Source organism: Devosia insulae DS-56, from assembly GCF_000970465.2.
Taxonomy (GTDB): domain Bacteria; phylum Pseudomonadota; class Alphaproteobacteria; order Rhizobiales; family Devosiaceae; genus Devosia_A; species Devosia_A insulae.
This window is the reverse complement of record NZ_LAJE02000060.1, coordinates 1-20,978: the sequence shown is the minus strand read 5'-3', so window position 1 is coordinate 20,978 and position 20,978 is coordinate 1. Positions and strand designations below refer to the sequence as shown.

The following is a 20,978-nucleotide window of genomic DNA, read 5'->3' as shown; positions in this document are numbered from 1 at the left end:
GAAAGGTCCTCGTAGAGCAGGGCTGCCTCCGGAGCGGGGCCGCGGCGGGTGCCGGGGTCGAGGATGCGCCAGACCAGCAGCCGGGTATGCACCGTCATGGTGAGGACATCGCCCGGCCCGACCTTGTGGTCGGACCGGTCGGTGCGTTCGGAATTGACCCGGATAGCGCCGGTCTCGATCAGCTTCTGCGCCAGGGTGCGGGATTTCACCGCGCGCGAGAAGAACAGCCACTTGTCGAGCCGCTGCTTCTCCAAGTGAGACTATTCCGTGGTTTTCATTCGGATTTGGGGTTCCGCAGCGCGGCGAGCGCGGCCCAGGGCGAGTTCGGATCGAGCACAGCCGGCTTCCGATCTTCGCGCGGACGGTGTTCCTTCCAGTCCTCGCGGGGCTTGTCGAAGCGCGTGCCGCCCGGCTTGCCACCCTTGTTCTCGAACGGCTTGCCGCCGCCATTGCCCGGACGCTGGCCATCGCGACGGCCCTCGAAGCGCGGGCGGTTGGGCTTGGCGTCGCCCCTGTTCTCCACCTTGTCGCCGCCTTCCGGACGGTCGGGGCGGCGGAAATTGCGCTGCGGACGCTCGGACTTGTCGCCTTCGGCGGCGCCTTCCGCACCCTCGGGGCGCTGGCCGCGATTGCGGGCGCCGCCATGACGCGCATTGTCGGGCCGACGGCCGGCCGGGAACCAGACCTCGTCGAACTCGGGCTCAGCTGGCTTGGCGTCTTCGGCCGGGGCCGGCGCACCGAGATCGGCGGTGGCGGTTTCGATGGCCGCGACCTCGGCCTCGGCGATGACTTCGGTTGCGGACGTCACTTCCGTCTCGGTCGCGACTTCGCTGGCGGCAACAACCTCGACAGCCGGCGTCACGCCCTCCACCGCATCGGCGGCGGCGGCGTTTACCTCGGCATCGGCGACATCGGCGGCCACGGCATCCGTCGTGGTGGTGGTCTCTGTCGTATCGACAGTCTCAATCGCGACCGCCTCAACACCCTCAGTAGCTTCGGTGGTCTCGGTCGTCTCCGACGTGGTCGTCTCAGCGGTCGTTGTCGTGGTCTCAGCAACCGGCGCTGCCACGACCTTGGGGGTGCGGCGGACGCGATAGCCGAGCGAGTTGAGGATCGAGGCAAAGTCCTCGCCGGCGGTGCCGAGCAGCGAGGTCATCTCCACGGTGACGCGGAAGCCATTGCCCTCGGCAGCGCCCGGCGGCAGCTCGCCCTGGTGGGTCACCGGGTTCAGCGCGATCAGCGGCCGGATGATATCGGCGAGGCGCTCGAGGATATCGACGCGCACGGCGCGGCGGCCGGCGACCTTGAAGCCCGCCAGCTCATAGAGCTTCACGTTCACTTCGGGATCGATGAGGAACGAGGTGCGGCCCGACAGCACGATCTGCGGCAGCTCGGCGACGCCCGGCTGGCGCACGCCACCATGCTTCAGTGCGTAGAGGATCAGCGCCAGCTCGCGCGGCGCCGGCTTCAGGCTCTGCGGCACGTAGATGTGGAAGGCGCCGAATTTCACCCCGAGCTTGCGCAGCTTGCCGCGCACGTCCTGGTCGAGGCCCTTGACCTCTTCGGCCACGGCGCTGCGCGGCAGGATGCCGAGGTTCTCGTACAGCCGGTAGGCGACGCCGCGCGCCGCGCCTTCGAGATCGGCCGGCGCTTCGAGCGACAGCACGCTTTCGAGCTGGGTGTTGATCAGGTGGCGGAGCCAGAGGTTCAGCCGGTCCTGCACGCGCTCGAGATCGGGGCCGGTGAGGCTCTCGTCGGCGAGGATGATGAGGCGCGGGGTGAACAGTTGTTCGCCCTCGATCAGATTGGCGATCACCTGGCCGCGCCAGCGCACGTAGCCGTCGGTGGCGAGCACCAGCTCTTCGTTGGGCGCCCCGGCAACGCGCTCGGCGCGTTTGGCGATCTCGGGCGCCACGACCTGCGCCGCGGCTGCCGCCACGCCTTTGGCATCGCCACCTTCCGACCGGGCCAAGGTGAAACGGAAGCCCTCGATGGAGCCAATCAGGTGGCCTTCGAGGCTCACCTCGCCGCGGTCGTTAATTTCAGGCGATACCATATGCTTGTCTCTCAGGTGGCGCATAAGCACCGAAGTGCGACGATCGACGAAACGTTGAGTGAGACGCTCATGCAGGGCGTCGCTCAGTCGATCTTCAATGTCCCGGGTCTTTTCGCGCCAATATGCGGGGTCTTCAAGCCAGTTCTTGCGGTTGGCGACAAAGGTCCACGTCCGGATCTGCTTGATCCGATTGGAAAGCGTATCGATGTCGCCTGTCACATTGTCGCAGAACCGCACCTGCTCGGCAATCCAGTCGGCGTCGACATGGCGATGCTGGGTGAGGTCGAGATAGATGCGGGTGATGATCTCGCCGTGCTGCGCCGGCGAGATATCGCGGTAGTCCGGAATGCCGCAGCACTCCCATAACAGCCGCACCGCTGCCTCGCCTTTCGCCGCGGCGCCGGCCTCGTTGCGGGCGACGAACTCCAGCGCATGCTGGTCGGTGGCGACGGGAACGCGGGTCAGTCCCCGCAGTTTGGGGGTCTGGTCGAGGCTCGCCCGCAGGTCCTCGATGGAAGCGAAATCCAGCTCGGCGTTGCGCCATTGCACCACCCGCACCGGCTCGAAGTCGTGTGTCTCGAGGCGCTTGACCAGCTCTTCGTCAAAATCCGGAGCGTGACCGGTGACGCCAAAGCTGCCGTTGTGCATGTGGCGGCCGGCACGGCCGGCGATCTGGCCGAACTCGGCCGGGGTCAGTTGCCGGGTCTGGTGGCCATCGAACTTGTGGTCGTCGGCGAAGGCGACATGGTGCACGTCGAGGTTGAGACCCATACCGATGGCATCGGTGGCGACGAGGAAATCGACATCGCCGTTCTGGTACAGGTCGACCTGGGCGTTGCGGGTGCGGGGGCTGAGCGCTCCCATCACCACGGCTGCGCCGCCGCGCTCACGCCGGATCAGCTCGGCGATGGCGTAAACCTGGGTGGCCGAGAAGGCGACGATGGCCGAGCGCTTGGGCTGGCGGGAGATCTTCTTCGAACCGGCGTAGAGCAGCTCGGAAAAGCGCGGGCGCTGGATGATCTCGGCGTCCGGCAGCAGGGCGCGGATCAGCGGCGTCATGGTGGCGGCGCCGAGCAGCAGGGTTTCGCTGATGCCGCGGGCATGCAGCAGCCGGTTGGTGAAGACATGGCCGCGATCGAAATCGGTCGCCACCTGGATTTCGTCGATGGCGACGCACTCGACCGGCACATCGAGCGGCATGGCCTCGACCGTGCACACCCAATAGCGCGGCTTGGCCGGAACGATCCGCTCCTCGCCGGTGACCAGCGCCACGTGCTGGGCGCCGATCCGGTCGACCACCTTGTGATAGACCTCGCGGGCCAGCAGCCGCAGCGGCAGGCCGATCATTCCCGAGCGGTGCGCGAGCATCCGTTCGATGGCGAAGAAGGTCTTGCCGGTATTGGTAGGCCCAAGGATCGCCTTGAGCGAGGAGGCGGAAGCGGGAGTCATCGCGCCCTATTTAGGTGATCGGAAGCCAACAAACGAGTGTCTCGTGGCGGAACAAATAAGCGAGCTCACCGGCGCCAGCATTAACCATTGGTACGAACGAAGAACAAACCGGAAAGGAATCGGTTGCGACTCGGAAATCTGCGTTTGTTCACCACAGCATATGGTGGGTGGCCAGGTTGGTGACCCGCTAGTGCGACGGCTTTCCTGTGGCATCCGGCGCAATCCCCGGAAATCGCGTTCAGGAAGGTTTCGAAGCGGTTAATTTCGGGTGGTTAGGGGCTCGAATCGGCCAAGTGTGAACGAGGCGTAAAGTGCTCTGCTGCAAAGATTTTTATCGGCTTCACAGCTTGGGTGCCTGAACAGTGGCTGCTCACGCCGCCGCGTTGGCAAAATAGCCATTGACCGTCCCGGAATGACACGCGGATTTTGGTAACACTGCGTTAACCATGATTTCCGCCGCCCGGCCGGCAGCCCCGCTTGGAGGCATGCCGGCACGAGGGACCACGGGTCTGTTGCCGGTGGTCCGGGGCGCGGAAGACGGGGCGGCAAGGGCTGCCCCCGGGCATTAGCACTCGGCGACGAGTGGGACCCAGTTGGACTGGATGGGGGTGCCGGCAATGACGACGCGGTATTCGGCATCGACCGGGTTGTTGATCACCAGGTTCTGCGTGTAGCTGCCCATGACGATGCCGTTGGCGCCCTTCACGGTGGTGACGGCGTAGGGGCCGCCGACAGCGCCGCCCTTCTTCACCAGGAGGATATTGATGGTGCCGGGCTTGTTGGTCTCGACCCAGGCGGTGAGCTTGCCATTGCCGGGGCAGATGTTGTTGGGCGGTGAGATGATGCCGAGCTGGACGTTGGTCGGCACGAGCTTGCCCGGACCGGGGGGAGCGATTTTCAGGTCGAGAGCGCTGGCAGCGCCGACGAGCGCGACCGTGGCGGCGAGAGCGGCGATGCCGAGTTTCACGATGGTCATCAATTCCTCCTTGGCGTGAGCCTTGGAGGAGAAAATGCCGGCACGCGCTTGAACGCGTGCTGAGGCAAGGGTTTAGCTGAGGTTCATCGCCGCTCTGAGCGGCGTGGCTATTCGGCCAGCTCGGTCAGCACCACCGAGAGGTCGCCGGCTTCAGTGGTCACCAGCGCGCGGTAGGGGATGTAATAGCCCTCGGCTCTGAGCGGCGCGTACCAGACGAGGATGCGCTCGTTTTTGGCGAGATAGGTGGTGATCTCGTTATTGGTGTAGTGCCCGGAAATCGGGGTGTAATGCATCGAGCACAGCACCAGTGGGCCCTGGTAGCCGGTGCGCTTACTGGTCGCGGTATCGTCCTTGACGTATTTGAGGCTCAGGTTGAAGCGCTCAACGCCGGTGAAGATCGGCATCTGCCGGTCGCACAGCTGCTGGTCGAGCGCGGCGCCCTTCAGGACGAACGGCGCCAGCATGTCGTTGGCGGTGGTGAGGTGCTTCCGCTCGATCGCCACCCGGTCGATATTGTTGACGATCGGCGGGGCGACCTTGAACGTGTCGACGGTGCCGCCGGCATAGGTGACGGCGACGGTAAAATCCTCGCCGCCGGCGCGGGTCAGGATGTCGAACTTCTGCGAACTGAGGCCCTTGGCGCTGGAGACACCGATGGAGGTGGCCTTGGCGCTGCCGCTTGCCACCAGTTGTGCCAGCCCGGTGATCTTGGCGTCGAGCACCAGCGAATAGGCCGAGCCATTGTCGGTCAGATTGATCCGGACATTGGCGACGTGGGTGCCGCCCATGGTCACCATGTACTCGGCGCGCGCCTTGATATCGGCGGCAGCGGCGGGCAGGGCCAGCAGCGCCAAGCCAAAGGGGGCAAGTCGTGCGGCCAATCGCATCGTCTGGCGGAAACCGGCGTTCAACACAGGAACGGACCTCTGGCGGCATCGCCAAGCGGCGACGCGATGTCACCAGGCAGCGAATCAATATTGCTGCCAAAATGCCGAGCGAGGCCCGGGCTGGCAAGGCATTCGGCGTTCACAAGCTTGACGGGAGGGGCTCAGTTCTCTATGGGAGCGTCCGCAATCAAGAACAGACTCCAGCCCGTTGCGAGGGGATAGTCCCCCGCCGAGGGCCTTTTGACAGGATACTCCAATGGCTCGCCGCTGCGAACTCACCGGTAAGGGCGTGATGACCGGGAACAAGGTGAGCCATGCGCTCAACCGCACCCGTCGCCGCTTCCTCCCCAATCTCCTCAACGTCTCGCTGCTGTCCGACACGCTCGGCCGTACGGTCAAGCTGCGGATCTCGGCGAACGCGCTGCGTACCGTCGAGCACCGCGGTGGCCTCGATGCGTTCCTGCTCAAGGCAGTCGACGCCGAGCTGTCGCCTGTCGCGCTGGCCGTCAAGAAGGAAGTCCGCGCCGCTCTCGCGACCGCGTAAGCTTCAAGCTTTCAGTTTTCGCCGCGCGTCCCGAAAGGGGCGCGCGGTTTGTTTTGAGGGCAGCTTGCCGTCTACCACGGTGTCATCCCCGCGAAAGCGGGGATCTCCGTTTGCGATAGTGGTCCAGGCACCAAACAGAGGTTCCCGCTTTCGCGGGAATGACATCGAGACTAGAAGACCCATCGGAGCGGAAGCTCCAACCCACCGCCCCGGTCTGATGCCGGTCAGCGGGCTATACAGAGGTGCAGGATATGCTCGCTCGCTTTGTCGCGGCCATCGCCGCCATGGTCGTGGTTGTCACCGCGTCCAACATTCTCGTGCTCTACCCGGTTGACGCCGTGCTCGGCCCGATCAACCTCAAGGATCTCCTCACCTGGGGCGCCTTTACCTACCCCTTCGCCTTCCTCGTCACCGACCTCGTCAACCGCTATGACGGCCCGGCGCGCGCCCGCGTCGTGGTGATCTGCGGCTTCGTCGTCGCGGTGGCGCTGTCGTTTTACCTGAGCTTCAACCCGCTGCCGTGGAATACCGGGGGCGCCGCCGCGACGACGGCGCGGATCGCCACTGCCTCGGTGACGGCGTTCCTCATCGGGCAGCTGCTGGATATCTCGGTGTTCTCGCGGCTGAGGGCCAGCAGGAACTGGTTCCTGCCGCCGCTTGCCGGCTCGTTGTTGGGCTCGTTGCTCGATACGGCGATCTTTTTTTCCATCGCCTTCGCGCCGGCCTTCGGCTTCGTCGATGGCGTCTATGGGGCACAGGACGGCTCGCTCGGTTTCCCGGCGCCGTTCCTCAGCCTCGGGCCCGAGGTGCCGCTGTGGTTCTCGCTGGCGGCCGGTGACTTCCTGGTGAAGTTCCTCGCCGCGCTGCTGCTGCTGGCGCCTTACCGCGTGCTGATGGGCAAGCTGATGCCGCTGCCGCCGCTCAAGGCCACGGCTTAGTCCGGCCAGCGGCTCAAGTGTTCGTGGGCGATCCACCAGCGGTCGCCCGCGCGTTTCAGCACCGTGGTACCGCGGCCTGAGCCTGACTGGCGCTTGCCGTCGACGGTGATTTCCCAGTTGAAGCGGTAGATGCAGGCCGCGGCGCTGTCGCTTTCGGCGATCCATTGGAGCTCGTCGAGCCAGTAGCGCTCGCTCGGTCCCATCGCCTGCCAGGTCGCTTCGAACGCCGCACGGATGGCGGCGATGCCGCTATGGCTGCCATTGGAGAACCAGAACGTCGCGTCGGGCGCGATGAGTTCGGTCAGGAGGTCAAAATCCTGGCGGTTGATGCGGTCGGTGTAGGCGGCTAGGACGTCGCGGGCGCTCATCCCGCAGCCTTGCGCGGTCGCCCGCCCTTGGCGCCGTTGGCACGGGCCGCTGCCGCCTTGGCGGGGGAGGTGGCGCGGCCTGCCAGGCTGGCCATGTATTTCCTGGTGCCGAAGATGCCTGCCAGCAGGGCGGGAACAGCGTGATCTTCATTGAGCCTCTCCCAGTGAAGGCCATAGCCGAGGCCCAGCACCTCCACCTCCGCCAATTCGTCGTCGGTAGCGTTCTCAAGCCCTTGCGCGCGGCGGGCCGGAAAAGCGAAGATGCAGTCATTCTTGAGTTCGACGACAATACGTCCGGTCTTGCGGTCGTAACGTGCCGACTTGGCTCGCGGCTCAGTCTCTTCCTCGACGCGGCCACGCTGGCGGGCGGCCTCGATTTCTTCGTCGGTGACCCGAAGGCCATAGGCGCGAAGGACCGTTATCATGTTCCGCACAATAACCCAACGCGTTGGGTTATTCCAGACTCACTCCGGCAGGCTGAACTCCAGCAGCAGGTTGCGTTCCCAGTCGTTGAAGTTGTTGTCCGACACCAGCGTGATGCGGGTGGTGCCATCGGGGGCGCTGTGGACGGCGAGGGCTTCCATATTGTCGATGTCGCCGCCGGCGGCATGCAGCAGCTGCTCGCCCTTCATGTGGGCGCCGGCCTTCACCTCGGCCGCGGGGATGCGGACCAGCCGCATCTGGAAGGCGAGGAGCGCGATGCCGCGTTCCAGTACCAGGAGGTCGCCATTGGGCATGAAGGCGCAGTCGGTGGGGTTGGTGCCGTCGCCCGAGATGTAGCTCAGCGGGCCCTTGTCGTTCTGGCCGAGCAGGTAAGCCGAGTGCTGGCCGTCATCATCGATGATGCCTTCGGTCAACAGCAGGGTGGAGCCTGATATGGGCGAGTTGGCCGGGGCGATACAGACCGCCTCCAGCGTTTCGTTGGTGCGGGTGTCGCTCAGCCATTTGGGGATGTTGACCTCGCGGGCAGCGCCTTGCGGCACGCCGTCGACCAGCGAGAAGTCGGCGACACGAGTGAGGTTCTCAAAGCCGACGCGCACCGCGCTCGGCTGGCCATCGCGGACGATCACCGCCAGCGCCTCGGCATCGCGCGAATAGGCGCGGGGCAGTTCCTTGCCCTTGGAATTCTGGATCGGCTCGACCTTGACGCCGATCAGTCCCATCGGTCGCGCCGCTTCGTCATAGAGCAGTTGGCCGGAAACGAAATTGCCGCGGTCCGAGACCATCACCAGCCGCCCGTCGGGGCCGGTGAAGCCGAGACCCGAGAGGCCTCCGAAGGTGTCGGTCTGGCTCTGCATCTCGATGCCGCCGCGCCAGATAAGGCCCTGTACGCGCTGGCCGATGCCTGAGCCCATGAAACTCGAGAGCAGCACCGAGGTCACCGTCTCGTCATCGGCTCGGGCGCTCAGCCCAGCTGCTATCAGCAGTGCGGCGCCTGCGCTTGCGATCAGCAGTGCCGCTCCGGCGAGACGCGAGGCACGCCGTGCTGCGGTCATCCGTACCGGCTCTTGCGGAAGGCGCCGGGCGCCTCCTCATCGAACAGCGAGGCGAGCTCGTCGGTCAACGCCCCCGCCAGCTCTTCGGCATCGAGCAGCGTCACGGCGCGCCGATAGTAGCGCGTGACGTCGTGGCCGATGCCGACCGCCACCAGTTGCACGGCGGAGCGGGTCTCGATGTCTTCGATCACCTGACGCAAGTGGGCCTCGAGATAGTTGCCGGCGTTGACGCTCTGGGTCGAGTCGTCGACCGGCGCGCCATCGGAGATCACCATCAGGATGCGGCGATTTTCGGACCGGGCAAGCAGGCGCTTATGCGCCCATTGCAGAGCTTCGCCGTCGATATTCTCCTTGAGCAATCCCTCGCGCATCATCAGGCCGAGGTTGCGCCGGGCATGCCGCCAGGGCTCGTCGGCCGCCTTGTAGATGATGTGCCGGATATCGTTGACGCGGCCCGGATTGGGCGGACGCCCGGCCTCGAGCCAGGCCTCGCGGCTCTTACCGCCCTTCCAGGCGCGGGTGGTGAAGCCCAGAATCTCGACCTTCACGCCGCAACGCTCGAGCGTGCGGGCGAGGATATCGCCGCAGATCGCAGCGATGGTGATCGGGCGGCCGCGCATCGAACCGGAATTGTCGAGCAGCAGGGTGACCACGGTGTCGCGGAAATCGGTGTCGCGCTCGACCTTGAAGCTCAACGCCTGCAGGGGGTCGGTGACCACGCGGGTCAAACGCGCAGTATCGAGCAGGCCCTCTTCAAGGTCGAATTCCCAGCTGCGGTTCTGCTGCGCCATCAGCCGGCGCTGCAGCTTGTTGGCCAGCCGCGCCACGGCGCCGGCGAGGTTCTCGAGCTGCTTGTCGAGCAGCGCGCGCAACTGGTCCAGCTCTTCGGGCGGGCAGAGATCGGGGGCCCGCACCACCTCGTCGAACTTCTGGGTGAAGATCTTGTAGTTGAAGACGTTCTGGAACTCTTTGGCGTTGGCGCCGGGCGGCGGCGGATTAGGCTGGTCCTCGCCCGACTCGGAGCTGTCGTCCTCGTCGGTCTCGGAGAAATCCATCTCCGCGCCTTCGACTTCGCCTTCCTGCTCGGATTGGCCTGGGGTCTGGTCCTCGTCGGCCTCGGCGTCCTCGCTCTCCCCCTCGCCCTGCTCGGGGTTCTTTTCGTCGTCCTGGCCGCGTTCGGGCTCCTGGTCGTCGCCCTCTTCGGAATCGTCGCTGTCGCCGTCATCGAGATCGCTGTCGGGCACAAGGCTCACATCGCGCAGCAGCTGCCGCGTGGCGCGGCTGAACAGCTCCTGGTCCTCGAACTTGGTGAGGAGCGTGGTCAGCGAGTTGCCGGCGCGCTGCTCAATTTCCTTCTTCCACAGCTCGACAATGGCATTGCCGGAGGGCGGGATGGCGACGCCGGCGACGCGTTCGCGCAGGATCAGGCCCAGCGCCTCGGCCAGCGGGGCATCGGCTTTGTCGTTGACCTCGGCAAAATTCTGCCGGAACAACCGGTCTTCCAGCATCTCGTGGATATTGCCGGTCATGCCGGGCATGCGGATGCAGCCCAGCGCTTCGACCCGGGCCTGCTCCAGCGCATCATAGGCAGCGCGGGCTTCCGGTTCGGCCGGGGCGCGCTTGCGATGCGTTTCGGGATCGTGGCTGGCAAGCCGCATGGCCATGGCGTCGCCTTGCCCGCGGGCAATGGCGATGTCGCGCAGCGTCGGCAGGCGCGGCAGGTTGGCGAGCCGTGCCTTGTCGGCGGTGAGGATGGGGCGATCGGCGGTGAAGCTCACCTCGAGGTCGCGCTTGCCGCCGATGGCGCGCACCGCGGCGCCCATCGCCGATTTGAACGGGGCGGTGGTATCGGGCTTGTTCTGCTTGGAACGCGGCGGAGGGGCCATCAGTGTTCTCGTTGGGCAGGCTTGGTCAGGGACATCAAAAGGAACATCGGGCGGGTCAGCTCGGTCGCCCGCCATTCCGGGTGGGCGGCGAACTGGTCTTCCGACGGCTTCCACTCGTTGGCGGAGCGATAGGCAAAACCGGTGCCGGTGAGGATGTTCAGCATGGTGCCAATGGTGCGGTGAAACTTGACGATGCCGTCGACGATCCAGTTGGTGACGCGGCGGCCCTCGACCAGGTAATCGGCGATGGCGAAAGCCTGGCGCCCGTCAGCGGCAGTAACCCATTCGGGCTCGGCGCGAGCGGCGTAGATCGGGTGCTCGACCGAAAACACCAGTTGCCCGCCCGGCGCGAGTGCATCGAACAGCATCGAACTGATGCGGCCGAAATCCTCGACATAGTGCAGCGCCATCGAGCTGACGATCAGGTCGGCACTCTCGGGCTCCAGCACCAGCTCGTCGAGGTTGCCGCGCCGATAGGTGACGGCTCGATTGCTGGTCTCGGCCACAGCCCGCGCCAGCATCTTCTCGCTGAGATCGATGCCGAGGACGGAATGCGCACCGGCTTCGCCGAGCCAGCGGCTCAACTGGCCGAAGCCGCAACCCAGATCAACGACGCGCTTGCCGGCAATCTCCGGCAAGAGGGCGCGCAGCGCCGGCCACTCGCTGGTGGCTTCGAGGCCATCACGCGAGCGGGGGAATTCGCTGTACCCGGCAAGGAATTTCGGGTCGTCGTAGATATTCTGGGCCAAAACGGCCTCCGGCTTACGCAGTCACCGCCAGGTTGGCGGCCGATTCCGGCAGGTCTTCGCCGAACACACGCTGGTAGAACTCGGCCACCACGGGGCGTTCGAGCTCGTCGCACTTGTTGAGAAAGGTCAGGCGGAAGGCGAAGCCGAGATCGCCGAAGATTTCGGCGTTTTCGGCCCAGGTGATCACCGTACGCGGGCTCATCACCGTCGACAGGTCGCCGTTGATGAAGGCCTGGCGGGTGAGATCGGCCAGCCGGACCATATTGTTGACGGTCTTCTTGCCCTTCTCGCCGGTATAGGTCTTGGCCTTGGCCAGAACGATCCCGACTTCCTTGTCGTGCGGCAGGTAGTTCAGCGTGGTGACGATCGACCAGCGGTCCATCTGGCCCTGGTTGATCTGCTGGGTGCCGTGATAGAGGCCGGACGTATCGCCGAGGCCAATGGTGTTGGTGGTGGCGAACAGCCGGAAGGCCGGGTGCGGGGTGATGACGCGGTTCTGGTCGAGCAGGGTCAGACGGCCCTGCGTCTCGAGGACGCGCTGGATCACGAACATCACATCCGGGCGGCCGGCATCGTATTCGTCGAAGACCAGGGCGATGTTGTTCTGCACGGCCCAGGGCAGGATGCCGTCACGGAACTCGGTGATCTGCTTGCCATCCTTGAGGACAATGGCGTCCTTGCCGACGAGGTCAATACGCGAGACGTGGGCGTCGAGGTTGACGCGAACCAGCGGCCAGTTCAGCCGCGCCGCGACCTGCTCGATATGGGTCGATTTGCCGGTGCCGTGGTAGCCCTGCACCATGACGCGGCGGTTGAAGGCAAAGCCTGCAAGGATCGCCAGCGTGGTGTTGCGGTCGAACAGATAGTCCGGATCCAGCGGCGGCACATGCGGATCGGTTTCCGCATAGCCCATGACCTTCATGTCGCTGTCGATGCCAAAGGTTTCGCGGACGGAATATTGCTTGTTCGGCAGATTGTTGAATTCAGGCATTTCACGAGGCTCGCGGAAGGAAATAGGTCAAGACGGCTGCCTTGGCGGTTGCGGGCTCTATAGCAGCATCGGGTGCGGCGCGGTAGGGCTGCGCGACAATCTGGCGACAGCCGGGCGGGGGCGCAATGTGCCAGGTCGACAGGCACTTGCCGTTAGCCATTGGCGGCGCAAATACCACCATAACAAACATTCATCCGCTTCGGTCAGAGCGCCAGGTATCGGCGTTGGTCGCGTAGATCACCGCCGCGAATGCATCATCGCCATCAGCAAGGTCGGCGTAGTGGTCGAGCGAGAGACCGATCCGCTGCATCACCGCGATGCTGCGCTGATTGGGGACATCGGTCACCGAGATGACCCGGGGCGCTTTCAATGTGTCGAAAGCATAGCCGATCCACGCTGCTGCCGCCTCGCTGGCATAGCCATGGCCCCAGTGCCGCCGCGCCAAGCGCCAGCCGATCTCGAGGTCGTCCGGGTACCAAGGCTCCACCGAAAGCCCGCACATGCCCAGAAAGGCGCCGTCGGAGGCGCGTTCGACCGCAATCTTGCCAATTCCGGTCGTCGCGAACGATCGCTGCGCCCCACTGGCGATCCCGTCGGATTGCTCCCGGCTGAGCCCCACGCCACCAAGAAAGCGCATGACTTCGAGGTCTGCGTTCAGCGCGGCGTAGAGCGGCAGGTCGGCTTCGGTGAACGTCCGAAGGTTGAGCCGTTCGGTGCGGAGGATGCTGCGGCCATCCCAGGTGGGGTGCGCCTCGTTTGCCAGAGTCTCCCCCATCCTCAACGCCCGACGAAGCCCTTTGACCTGAGGTGCGCGTAGGCAGCGATGATGGCGCGCAGCCGATCCTCGGAGCTCTTGTCGCCGCCATTGGCGTCGGGGTGGTGGACTTTCACCAACGCCTTGTAGGCGGCCTTGATCTGCTCGGCTTTGACGTAGCCCTTGAAGCCCAGAGTCTCGAACGAGCGACGGTCCTGCTCATGCAGCGGCTTCACTCGCTCTTCGGCCGGAGCGCGCTGCTGATGGCGGGCATAGCGCGCGAACACCCCGAACGGGTCGTTGACGCGTTTTGCGGTGGGGTCACGCGGCGCGCCGCGCGGCATGCGCGGACCGGTGCCGGCGCCCGGCTTGGCGCCGAACCCCCAGCTCGGTCGGCCGTCGGTTTCCTTTTCGGCGTGCAGCTGGGATTCCATCTCCTCGGGCTTCATCCCGGCGAAGAAGTTGAACACCTGATTGTAGTGGCGCACGTGCTCGAGGCAGAAGTGGTGGTACTGCCCCACGGCCCGGTTGCCCTTGGGCGCCTTGTAGAGTCCGGGCTGGTCGCAACCCTCCCATCCGCAGGCCGGCACTTCGGCGCGCGCTTCGGGTTCCGGGTGCCGAGATCGGATCCGGATGCGGTCAAAATACTTGGAATCCAGCTTCATCAATCCTAGTTACGGGGCCTCGGCCACGCCTCAAACTGAACCGGTATCCATATGTCCGTTCGAGACACGATTGCAGAAAAACTTTCGGTCAAATTCACGCCGACCCATCTTGAAGTGATCGACGAGAGCGAGAAACATAGGGGGCACGGCGGTTATCGGGAGGGCGGCGAGACGCATTTCCGCGTCCGGATCGCCTCTCCGCTGTTTGCCGGCCAGTCACGCCTCGCACAGCATCGTGCCGTGATGGAGGCGCTCGACGCCGAGCTGAAAGCCGGTGTCCATGCGTTGGCCGTTGAGGTGGTTGCCCCTACGGCCTGATCGTTCCTGATCGGATTGGATGCCGCAGATATAAGGGCCGAGGTTGGTTGGCGCAACCGGCGCGCCGCTTTGCGGCCAAAGCCGGGCGAAGCCATGGCAAGCTGCCGCTTTGTCTCCGAACTATCGCCCAAGGCGTTGCCTAGCACTGATGTCTGCAGACAGACTGGAGGGCGACATGTCCACTTTGAAGACGGCGGTCCTCGCGACCGCCTTTGCGCTATGTGCAGTGCCGGGTGCCCTGGCAGCCGGCAGCAGCGTGCAGCTGATCATCGGGGGCGAGGCCTATGACGGGCCGCCGAAGTTCGAGGTGACGTTCGATGGGAAGGTACTGGGCGAGGGCGCGGTGAACGCCGCCATCGACACGGCGACCGCCGGCCGCTTCGCCGATGCCGCCGACAAGACGCCGTATGTGCAGAGTTTCGCCTTCGATATTCCCGAGGATTTGTTCAAGCCGGGCGGCGAAGTCCGGGTGCGGCTGGTGAACGAGGCTTATGGCGGCGATGGCTCGAACCGTGATCGCAACCTCTATCTCGCCGCGGTGGCGGTGAATGGTCGGGCGGTGACGGTGTCCGGCCTCTCGACCCAGGGCACCACCGCCGATACCGCGAACGAGCTGTTGGGCGAGTTCCTGGTGCTGAAGGACGGCAATGTCGAGGGCGTGTCGCGCGCCCCCACCGGCGGCTGGCCGCTGCCTGATGCGACGATTGCTGCGGTGCAGCCGGCAGCCGAGCCGGTGACCACCGAGGTCGCGGCGGTGGCCGACGCGCCAGCGGCGGTAAAGGCGCCCGTAGCGAAGGCGCCGGCGGCGGTGACCGCTTTGAAACTGCCGGAGACCGGCGAGGGCGATAAGCCGGTCGCCACCGCGAGCCTTGCGGCAGATGAACCGGCTGCCAATCCGGCCTGCAACCGCGACGAACTCTACAATGTCGTCGGCTTCAACGAGAGCTCCAACGACCTCACCCCAAAGCTGATGCAGCGGCTCGACCAGATCGTCGCCGATATCGGCGAGCAGAAGTGCAAGGTAATGGTCACCGGCTATTCGAGCCGCGCCGGCAACCACGCCACCAATGCGCTGTTCGCCATCGAGCGGGCGCAGAACGTCCTCGCCTATCTCAAGCAGGCCGGGCTGAAGTTTGAAAAGGTGTCGGCCACCGGCGCCGGCGCCACCGAACAATTCGGCGACACGTTCTACGCCAACCGCCGGGTGGTGATCTCGGTCGCGCCGTAACAGCTAGGCCTTGTCGGCCAGCTGCTGCAGCCGGTCGGCGAGGTTGTTGAGTTCCCAGTCGCGGGCCAGCGCGGCGGCCTTGCCCCAGGTCGGCTTGGCGTCCGCCACTGGCGGCAGCGGCGCATCGGTCACCATGGTGGCGATGCGCTTGTAGAGCCTCAGGTCGTCGGCCTGGGTGGGGAAGCGGTTGTCGGCGATCATCGCTTCCAGATCTGGATAGCGCTGCAGAAGGCTGGCCGCTGTTGCCTCGCCCACCCCCTTGGCGCCGGGGATCTTGTCGGAGGGGTCACCGCGCAGTGCGATGAAGTCGGGCACCTGGCGGGGCTCCACCTTGTAGCGCTCGCGCACGCCGGCGGGGTCGATGCGGGCGATCTCGCCGCCCTTGATCGGCGCGAGGATAGTGGTTTGGTCCGAGGCCAGCTGGTAGGCGTCGCGATCGCTGGTCGCGACCAGCGCCGCGCCACCGGCTTTCTCCTCCATCGCCACGGCGGTGGCGAGGAAATCGTCGGCTTCGAAGCGACCGGCCTTGCCGAAGACGAAGCCGAAGGCGGTGACGACCTCAGGCAACACCTCGAGCTGCTCGACGATCTCGTCCTCGAAAATGCGACCGCCCTGATAAGGGGCGAATTCCAGCGCCCGCCAGTTGGGTTCGGCCAGCGTATCCCAGCCGACCACCACGGCGCGCGGCTGTTCGGCCTCGTAGAGCCGGATCAGGTAATTGGCAAAGCCGACGATGGCGCCGCCACCGCGGTCGCCTTTGCGGCGCACCGTCTTGGGCAATGCGTGATAGGCGCGGTGAGCGAAGGAGTCGCCATCGATGACGAGCAGCGGGCGGCGATCGGACATGGTATTCCCCTCGGCGATTGCTCGCGCGGCATAGGCTCGAATCGTGCCCAGCGTCTCGCGCTCGGATGGCAGGATACATGTCGGGAAGGGGTGGCAAAACGCGATCTCGCCCTCTGCCCATACTGATATGTAGCGCAGAAGGGGCTTGCTTCAAGACCCCGCCCATCCGGTAAAAGGCCTGTCCTCGTCAGTCAGAACGGAGACAACAGATGCGCAAGTCCGAACATCAGGTGGTGATTGCCGGCGGCGGCCCGACCGGGCTGATGCTGGCCGGCGAGTTGGCGCTCGCCGGCATCGATGTGGCGATCGTGGAGCGACGACCCAGCAAGGACGTTGTCGGCGCGCGCGCCGGCGGCCTGCATCCGCGCACCCTCGAAAGCTTCGACCAGCGCGGCATTGCCGAGCGGTTTCTCGCTGAGGGGCAGGTGGCGCAGGCGGTGGGGTTTGCTGGCGTGCGGCTCGACCTCAGCGGTTTTCCGACGCGCCATCCCTATACGTTGGGCCTGTGGCAGAACCACATCGAGCGGATCCTCGGCGGCTGGGTCGAGGAGCTCGAGGTGCCGATCTCCAGGGGCGTCGAGGTGATCGGCCTCACGCAGGACGATGCCGGCGTCGGCATCGGGCTCAGCGATGGTGGCGCGCTGCGGGCGCAGTATCTGGTCGGCTGCGACGGCGGGCGGAGTTTTGTCCGCAAGGCGGCAGGGATCGATTTTCCCGGCTCGGACCCGACCACCAGCAACCTGATCGCCGAGGCGGAGCTGGCCGAGGAGCCGCCGGAGCTGGGCATTCGCCGCGACGCCATCGGCATCCATTCCATCGGCCGGGCCGAATACGAGATCCGCGACGGCCAGATCATCTTCGCCAAGAGTGGACCGGTGCGCGTGCTGGTGACCGAGCGCGAGGTGGGCAAGACCGGCGAGCCGACATTGGCCGAAGTGCAGGAGGCGCTGATCGGCGTCTACGGCACCGATTACGGCATCCACAGCCCGACCTCGATCACCCGCTTCACCGATGCGGCGCGGCAGGCGGCGACCTATCGCCAGGGGCGCGTGCTGGTGGCGGGCGACGCGGCGCATATCCATCCGCCCGATGGCGGCATGGGGCTGCAGACCGGGGTGCAGGACGCGGTGAACCTGGGCTGGAAGCTGGCGCAGGTGATCAAGGGGATCTCGCCGGAGAGCCTGCTTGATACCTACCACGCCGAGCGTCACCCGGTTGGGGCGAAGGTGTTGCGCTACACCATGGCCGCAGTGGCGCTGCGTCGGGAGGACGACCGCACCAAGGCATTGCGCGAGACGATGGCGGAACTGCTCGAACTCGATGCGCCGCGCCGGCGGGTCACTGCCGACCTCACCGGGCTCGGCATCCACTACGAGCTCGGCGAAGGCCATCCGCTGCGCGGGCGGCGTATGCCGGATCTCGATCTCGAGACGGCCAACGGCCCGACGCGATGCTCCACACTGCTGCACGCGGCCAGGCCGGTGCTGCTCAACCTCGGCTCGCCCTCCGCACTCGACATCGCGCCGTGGGCGGATCGCGTGCAGGTCGTCGATGCGGCGTATGACGGTGCTTGGGAACTGCCAGGCATCGGTGCCGTCACTGCGCCTGAGGCCGTACTGATCCGCCCTGACGGTTATGTGGCATGGGTCGGAGACGCCGCCGGGCAGGGGGTGGCCGAAGCGCTGGCCACCTGGTTTGGGCCGCCTAACGGATGGCCCTGACCTCTTCGAGGTAGGCGTGCACGGCGGCCGGGTCGACATTCTTCTCGATGAAGGCCTGGCCGATGCCACGGGTCAGGATGAAGGTGAGGGCGCCACGCACCACCTTCTTATCCTGGGCGATGGCGTTCATCAGGTAGTCGGTGTCCGGCAGTTCGCCCGGGATATCGTTGAGATGGGTGGGCAGGCCCGCGGCGCTCAAATGCTGGGCGATACGGCCGGTATCCTGGCTCGGGGCGAGCCCGAGCTTGGCCGAAAACCCATGCGCCAGCACCATGCCGATAGCGACGCCTTCGCCGTGCAGCAGGCGATCGGAGTAGCCGGTTGCCGATTCGAGCGCGTGGCCGAAGGTGTGGCCGAGATTGAGCAGGGCGCGCACCCCGGTTTCCTTCTCGTCGGCCAAGACGAAGCGGGTCTTGGCGGCGCAGCAGCGCGCCACCATTTCGGCGCGCAACGCGGCGTTACCGGCAAAGATCTCGCGGCGGTTGTCTTCGAGCCAGAAATAGAACGGTTCGTCGTCGATCAGCCCGTATTTCACCACCTCGGCATAGCCGGCGGCAAGCTGTCGTGGCGGCAAAGTGTGGAGCGCGTCGAGGTCGGCCAGCACCAGTTTGGGCTGGTGGAAAGCGCCGATCAGGTTCTTGCCGTGCGGCGAGTTGATGCCGGTCTTGCCGCCGACGGAGCTGTCGACCTGCGCCAGGAGCGAGGTCGGCACCTGTACGAAATCCATGCCGCGCCGGGCGATTGCCGCGGCGAAGCCGGCGAGATCGCCGATGACGCCGCCACCCAACGCGATGATCAGGTCGCCACGCTCGAGCCGCGCGGCGAGGATCGCCTCGACCACTTCGCCCAGCCGAGCGAAGGACTTTGTGCTTTCGCCATTGGGCAGCACCCCGGTGGCGTAGCTGACTTCGGCTGCGTCGAGCGAGGCAGTGAGCCGCGGCAGCTGGGCGATGGCGACTTCGGTGTCGGTGACGATGCCGAAGCGGCGGCCGGGGAATTTTGCCTTGAGCAGGGCGCCGGCATTGTCGATCAGCCCGTTGCCGATGAGAATGTCGTAGGCGCGTTCGCCCAGCGGCACGTGGACGGTGGTCGGCTCAGCCATTGGGCGTCTCGTTGCTCAGATGCGCCAACACGGCGTCGATCACTTCACTTGCCACCTGGTCCTGTGGCACGTCGCGCGACACGATGGTGACATCGGCCTCGGCATAGACCGGGTAGCGCACCTCGATCAGCTTCTGCAGCGTTTCGCGTGGGTTGGCGGTCTTCAGCAGGGGCCGGTTGGAGCGGCGCGAGACGCGCTGGAACAGCAGCTCGAAATCGGCCTTGATCCATACCGAGATCGCCGCTTCCTTCACCAAAGCCCGGGTCTCGGGATTGATGAAGGCGCCGCCGCCGGTGCCGAGCACGATGTTCTGGTCCTTCAGCAGCCGGGCGATGACCTTGACCTCGCCGGCGCGGAAATCAGCCTCGCCATGGGCTCGGAAAATGTCCTCGATGGTCATGCCGGCGGCCTTCTCCACCTCCTCGTCGCTATCGACGAAGTGGCGGCCGAGGCGGGCGGCGAGGCGGCGGCCGACGGTGGTCTTGCCTGCGCCCATCATACCGATCAAGACGATCGGGCGGTGCCCGAGGAGCCGCTGCAGATCCTCGCGCCGGTCGTCGCGTGTGGTCGGGCCGTCGCGTGACATCGCATTTCCCTGTTCGGCCGGTTTGAACCGTTAGGGCGGCATAAAGTCAATGCCCGCTATGGTCGGACGGCTATGGTTAGCGCACCCTTGATCGCATTCGGCAAACAGGGGAGACTGGCCCGTAGCGTGACAAAAGCGGATTGCCATGCCGACTCTCATTCGCCTGATCGTCATCCTGCTGGTCCTGGTCGGGCTGGGCTACGGGGCCATGTTTGCACTCGTCGCCATGGTTCAGCCGCGCGACAAGGAAGTGACCATTCGCATTCCGGCGCGCGAGCTGGTGCCCTCGACGCAGCGCGATCCGCTGGTGCGGCGTGAGATCAACACCACGCGTCAGCCCGAAGCGCCGGCGGCAGCGCCACCCGCTGCCGAGGAGCCGGCGCTGTCGGTCGAGCCCGCCAGCGATGCTCCGGCCGAGGAGGGTGAAGTGGTGACCCGGCAGCAGGGGATCGAATGAGCGGCGGGCACCTCGTCGACGCGTTCCTCGAAATGATGAGCGCCGAGCGCGGCGCGGCCAAAAACACCATCGACGCCTATCGCCTCGACCTCGGCGATTATTGCGGTTTCCTCGCCCGCCGCGGCAGCGGACCGACTGCCGCCGGGCGCGAGCAGGTGACGGAGTATCTTGCCTTCCTCGAAGCCGAGGGCATCGCCGCCTCATCGAGCGCGCGAAAACTCTCATCGATCCGGCAGTTCCACAAGTTTCTCGCCGCCGATGCGGTGCGCGGTGACGATCCGACGCGAATCATCGCGTCGCCCAAGGCGCGGCGGAGCCTCCCCAAAGTGCTGTCGATCGCCGAGATCGACCGGCTGCTCAGCTTGGCGGAGGCCGAGATCGAAGCGCCGGAGGTGAGCGAGGCCGAGCGCGCCATGGCGGGGCGGCTCTACCTGCTGCTCGAGCTGCTTTATGCCACCGGCATGCGGGTCTCGGAGCTGGTGGAGCTGAAGCGGGCCGCGGTGATGCGGGACGCGAGTTTTCTCACGGTGCGCGGCAAGGGCGGCAAGGAGCGGATCGTACCGCTCACCGACCGGGCGCGCGATGCGGTGAAGGCCTATCTGACGCGGCTCGAGCCGGGCGTCTGGCTGTTCCCCGCCGGCGGCGAGAGCGGCCATCTCAGCCGACAGGTGTTTGCGCGTGAACTCAAGGGGCTGGCCGGCCGGGCGGGGATTTCGGTGGCCCGGGTGTCGCCGCACGTGTTGCGGCATGCCTTTGCCAGCCACCTCCTGGCGGGTGGCGCGGACCTCAGGGTGGTGCAGACGCTGCTCGGCCATTCCGACATCTCGACCACGCAGATCTATACCCACGTGCTCGACGAGAAGCTGAAGTCGCTGGTCGAAGCGCACCATCCGCTGGCGGAAGGTTAGTTCGGCGGGGTACGTACCGCGGCGCCGGTACGGACTGACCCCCACCCCTGTCC

At 65.8% G+C, this 20,978-nt stretch carries 22 protein-coding genes; 7 read left to right on the top strand and 15 right to left on the bottom strand.

The features are described 5' to 3' along the window. From VW23_RS03320 to VW23_RS03305, 4 genes are all read right to left on the bottom strand, one after another. Positions 1–254: RNA-binding S4 domain-containing protein (locus VW23_RS03320; RefSeq protein ID WP_141728205.1), on the bottom strand; the 254-nt coding region annotated here is incomplete at its 3' end. A gap of 20 nt (positions 255–274) precedes the next feature. After that, the gene (locus VW23_RS03315; protein WP_069908173.1) at positions 275–3,505 is read right to left on the bottom strand and encodes a helicase-related protein; all 3,231 of its coding nucleotides are present in this window, start codon (positions 3,503–3,505) and stop codon (positions 275–277) included. Positions 3,506–4,070: 565 nt separating this feature from the next. Continuing rightward, positions 4,071–4,481: a hypothetical protein gene (locus VW23_RS03310; RefSeq protein ID WP_069908172.1), complete on the bottom strand. Its 411-nt coding sequence runs from the start codon at positions 4,479–4,481 to the stop codon at positions 4,071–4,073. Positions 4,482–4,588: 107 nt separating this feature from the next. Further along, positions 4,589–5,362, bottom strand: coding sequence for a DUF3108 domain-containing protein (locus VW23_RS03305; protein WP_176730316.1), 774 nt, complete (start codon positions 5,360–5,362; stop codon positions 4,589–4,591). Between the two features lie 262 nt (positions 5,363–5,624). Here VW23_RS03305 and rpmB point away from each other — a divergent pair, with 262 nt between their 5' ends. Next, on the top strand, positions 5,625–5,912 hold the full coding sequence (gene rpmB / locus VW23_RS03300) for a 50S ribosomal protein L28 (RefSeq protein ID WP_069908170.1): 288 nt from the start codon (positions 5,625–5,627) through the stop codon (positions 5,910–5,912). 251 nt (positions 5,913–6,163) lie between these two features. Next, positions 6,164–6,850 (top strand): queuosine precursor transporter, encoded by a 687-nt coding sequence (locus VW23_RS03295; RefSeq protein WP_069908169.1) that lies wholly within the window; start codon positions 6,164–6,166, stop codon positions 6,848–6,850. Here VW23_RS03295 and VW23_RS03290 read toward each other — a convergent pair. The 8 genes from VW23_RS03290 to VW23_RS03255 all read right to left on the bottom strand — a co-directional run bounded on the left by VW23_RS03290 (position 6,847) and on the right by VW23_RS03255 (position 13,759). After that, entirely contained in the window at positions 6,847–7,218 is a 372-nt protein-coding gene (locus VW23_RS03290; protein WP_069908168.1) for a YybH family protein, read from the bottom strand. The genes VW23_RS03295 and VW23_RS03290 overlap by 4 nt on opposite strands. Further along, positions 7,215–7,643 (bottom strand): DUF2442 domain-containing protein, encoded by a 429-nt coding sequence (locus tag VW23_RS03285; protein ID WP_069908167.1) that lies wholly within the window; start codon positions 7,641–7,643, stop codon positions 7,215–7,217. The genes VW23_RS03290 and VW23_RS03285 overlap by 4 nt, the downstream gene beginning before the upstream one ends. Before the next feature lie 39 nt (positions 7,644–7,682). After that, complete coding sequence (locus VW23_RS03280) at positions 7,683–8,714, bottom strand: esterase-like activity of phytase family protein (protein ID WP_069908166.1); 1,032 nt, start codon at positions 8,712–8,714, stop codon at positions 7,683–7,685. Further along, on the bottom strand, positions 8,711–10,600 hold the full coding sequence (gene cobT / locus VW23_RS03275; RefSeq protein WP_069908165.1) for a cobaltochelatase subunit CobT: 1,890 nt from the start codon (positions 10,598–10,600) through the stop codon (positions 8,711–8,713). Before cobT ends, VW23_RS03280 begins: the two co-directional genes overlap by 4 nt. Beyond that, a complete protein-coding gene (locus VW23_RS03270; protein ID WP_069908164.1) occupies positions 10,600–11,349 on the bottom strand; it encodes a class I SAM-dependent methyltransferase in 750 nt (249 codons plus the stop codon). Before VW23_RS03270 ends, cobT begins: the two co-directional genes overlap by 1 nt. 13 nt (positions 11,350–11,362) lie before the next feature. Next, entirely contained in the window at positions 11,363–12,340 is a 978-nt protein-coding gene (cobS, locus tag VW23_RS03265) for a cobaltochelatase subunit CobS (protein WP_055886431.1), read from the bottom strand. 190 nt (positions 12,341–12,530) lie between these two features. After that, positions 12,531–13,115, bottom strand: a complete 585-nt coding sequence (locus tag VW23_RS03260; protein WP_069908163.1) for a GNAT family N-acetyltransferase — start codon at positions 13,113–13,115, stop codon at positions 12,531–12,533. Between the two features lie 2 nt (positions 13,116–13,117). Then, positions 13,118–13,759: a J domain-containing protein gene (locus VW23_RS03255; protein WP_069908162.1), complete on the bottom strand. Its 642-nt coding sequence runs from the start codon at positions 13,757–13,759 to the stop codon at positions 13,118–13,120. Positions 13,760–13,810: 51 nt separating this feature from the next. On the opposite strand from VW23_RS03255, the gene VW23_RS03250 reads away from it, so the two are divergent. Continuing rightward, complete coding sequence (locus tag VW23_RS03250; RefSeq protein WP_069908161.1) at positions 13,811–14,077, top strand: BolA family protein; 267 nt, start codon at positions 13,811–13,813, stop codon at positions 14,075–14,077. Positions 14,078–14,252: 175 nt separating this feature from the next. Continuing rightward, positions 14,253–15,305, top strand: a complete 1,053-nt coding sequence (locus tag VW23_RS03245; protein ID WP_069908160.1) for an OmpA family protein — start codon at positions 14,253–14,255, stop codon at positions 15,303–15,305. Between the two features lie 3 nt (positions 15,306–15,308). On the opposite strand, the gene VW23_RS03240 is transcribed toward VW23_RS03245, so the two are convergent. Further along, positions 15,309–16,151, bottom strand: a complete 843-nt coding sequence (locus tag VW23_RS03240; protein ID WP_069908159.1) for a 5'-3' exonuclease — start codon at positions 16,149–16,151, stop codon at positions 15,309–15,311. Positions 16,152–16,360: 209 nt separating this feature from the next. Here VW23_RS03240 and VW23_RS03235 point away from each other — a divergent pair, with 209 nt between their 5' ends. Continuing rightward, a complete protein-coding gene (locus tag VW23_RS03235; protein ID WP_069908158.1) occupies positions 16,361–17,872 on the top strand; it encodes an FAD-dependent monooxygenase in 1,512 nt (503 codons plus the stop codon). Here the strand turns inward: VW23_RS03235 and aroB are convergent. Together aroB and VW23_RS03225 are read right to left on the bottom strand one after the other, a co-directional pair. Beyond that, positions 17,856–18,974 (bottom strand): 3-dehydroquinate synthase, encoded by a 1,119-nt coding sequence (gene aroB / locus VW23_RS03230; protein WP_069908157.1) that lies wholly within the window; start codon positions 18,972–18,974, stop codon positions 17,856–17,858. The genes VW23_RS03235 and aroB overlap by 17 nt on opposite strands. Continuing rightward, positions 18,967–19,560, bottom strand: coding sequence for a shikimate kinase (locus tag VW23_RS03225; protein WP_069908156.1), 594 nt, complete (start codon positions 19,558–19,560; stop codon positions 18,967–18,969). The genes aroB and VW23_RS03225 overlap by 8 nt, the downstream gene beginning before the upstream one ends. 145 nt (positions 19,561–19,705) lie before the next feature. Here VW23_RS03225 and VW23_RS29715 point away from each other — a divergent pair, with 145 nt between their 5' ends. Further along, the gene (locus VW23_RS29715) at positions 19,706–20,017 is read left to right on the top strand and encodes a hypothetical protein (RefSeq protein ID WP_069908155.1); all 312 of its coding nucleotides are present in this window, start codon (positions 19,706–19,708) and stop codon (positions 20,015–20,017) included. Then, complete coding sequence (locus VW23_RS03215; RefSeq protein WP_069908154.1) at positions 20,014–20,925, top strand: site-specific tyrosine recombinase XerD; 912 nt, start codon at positions 20,014–20,016, stop codon at positions 20,923–20,925. The genes VW23_RS29715 and VW23_RS03215 overlap by 4 nt, the downstream gene beginning before the upstream one ends. The last annotated feature ends 53 nt before the right edge of the window (positions 20,926–20,978 follow it).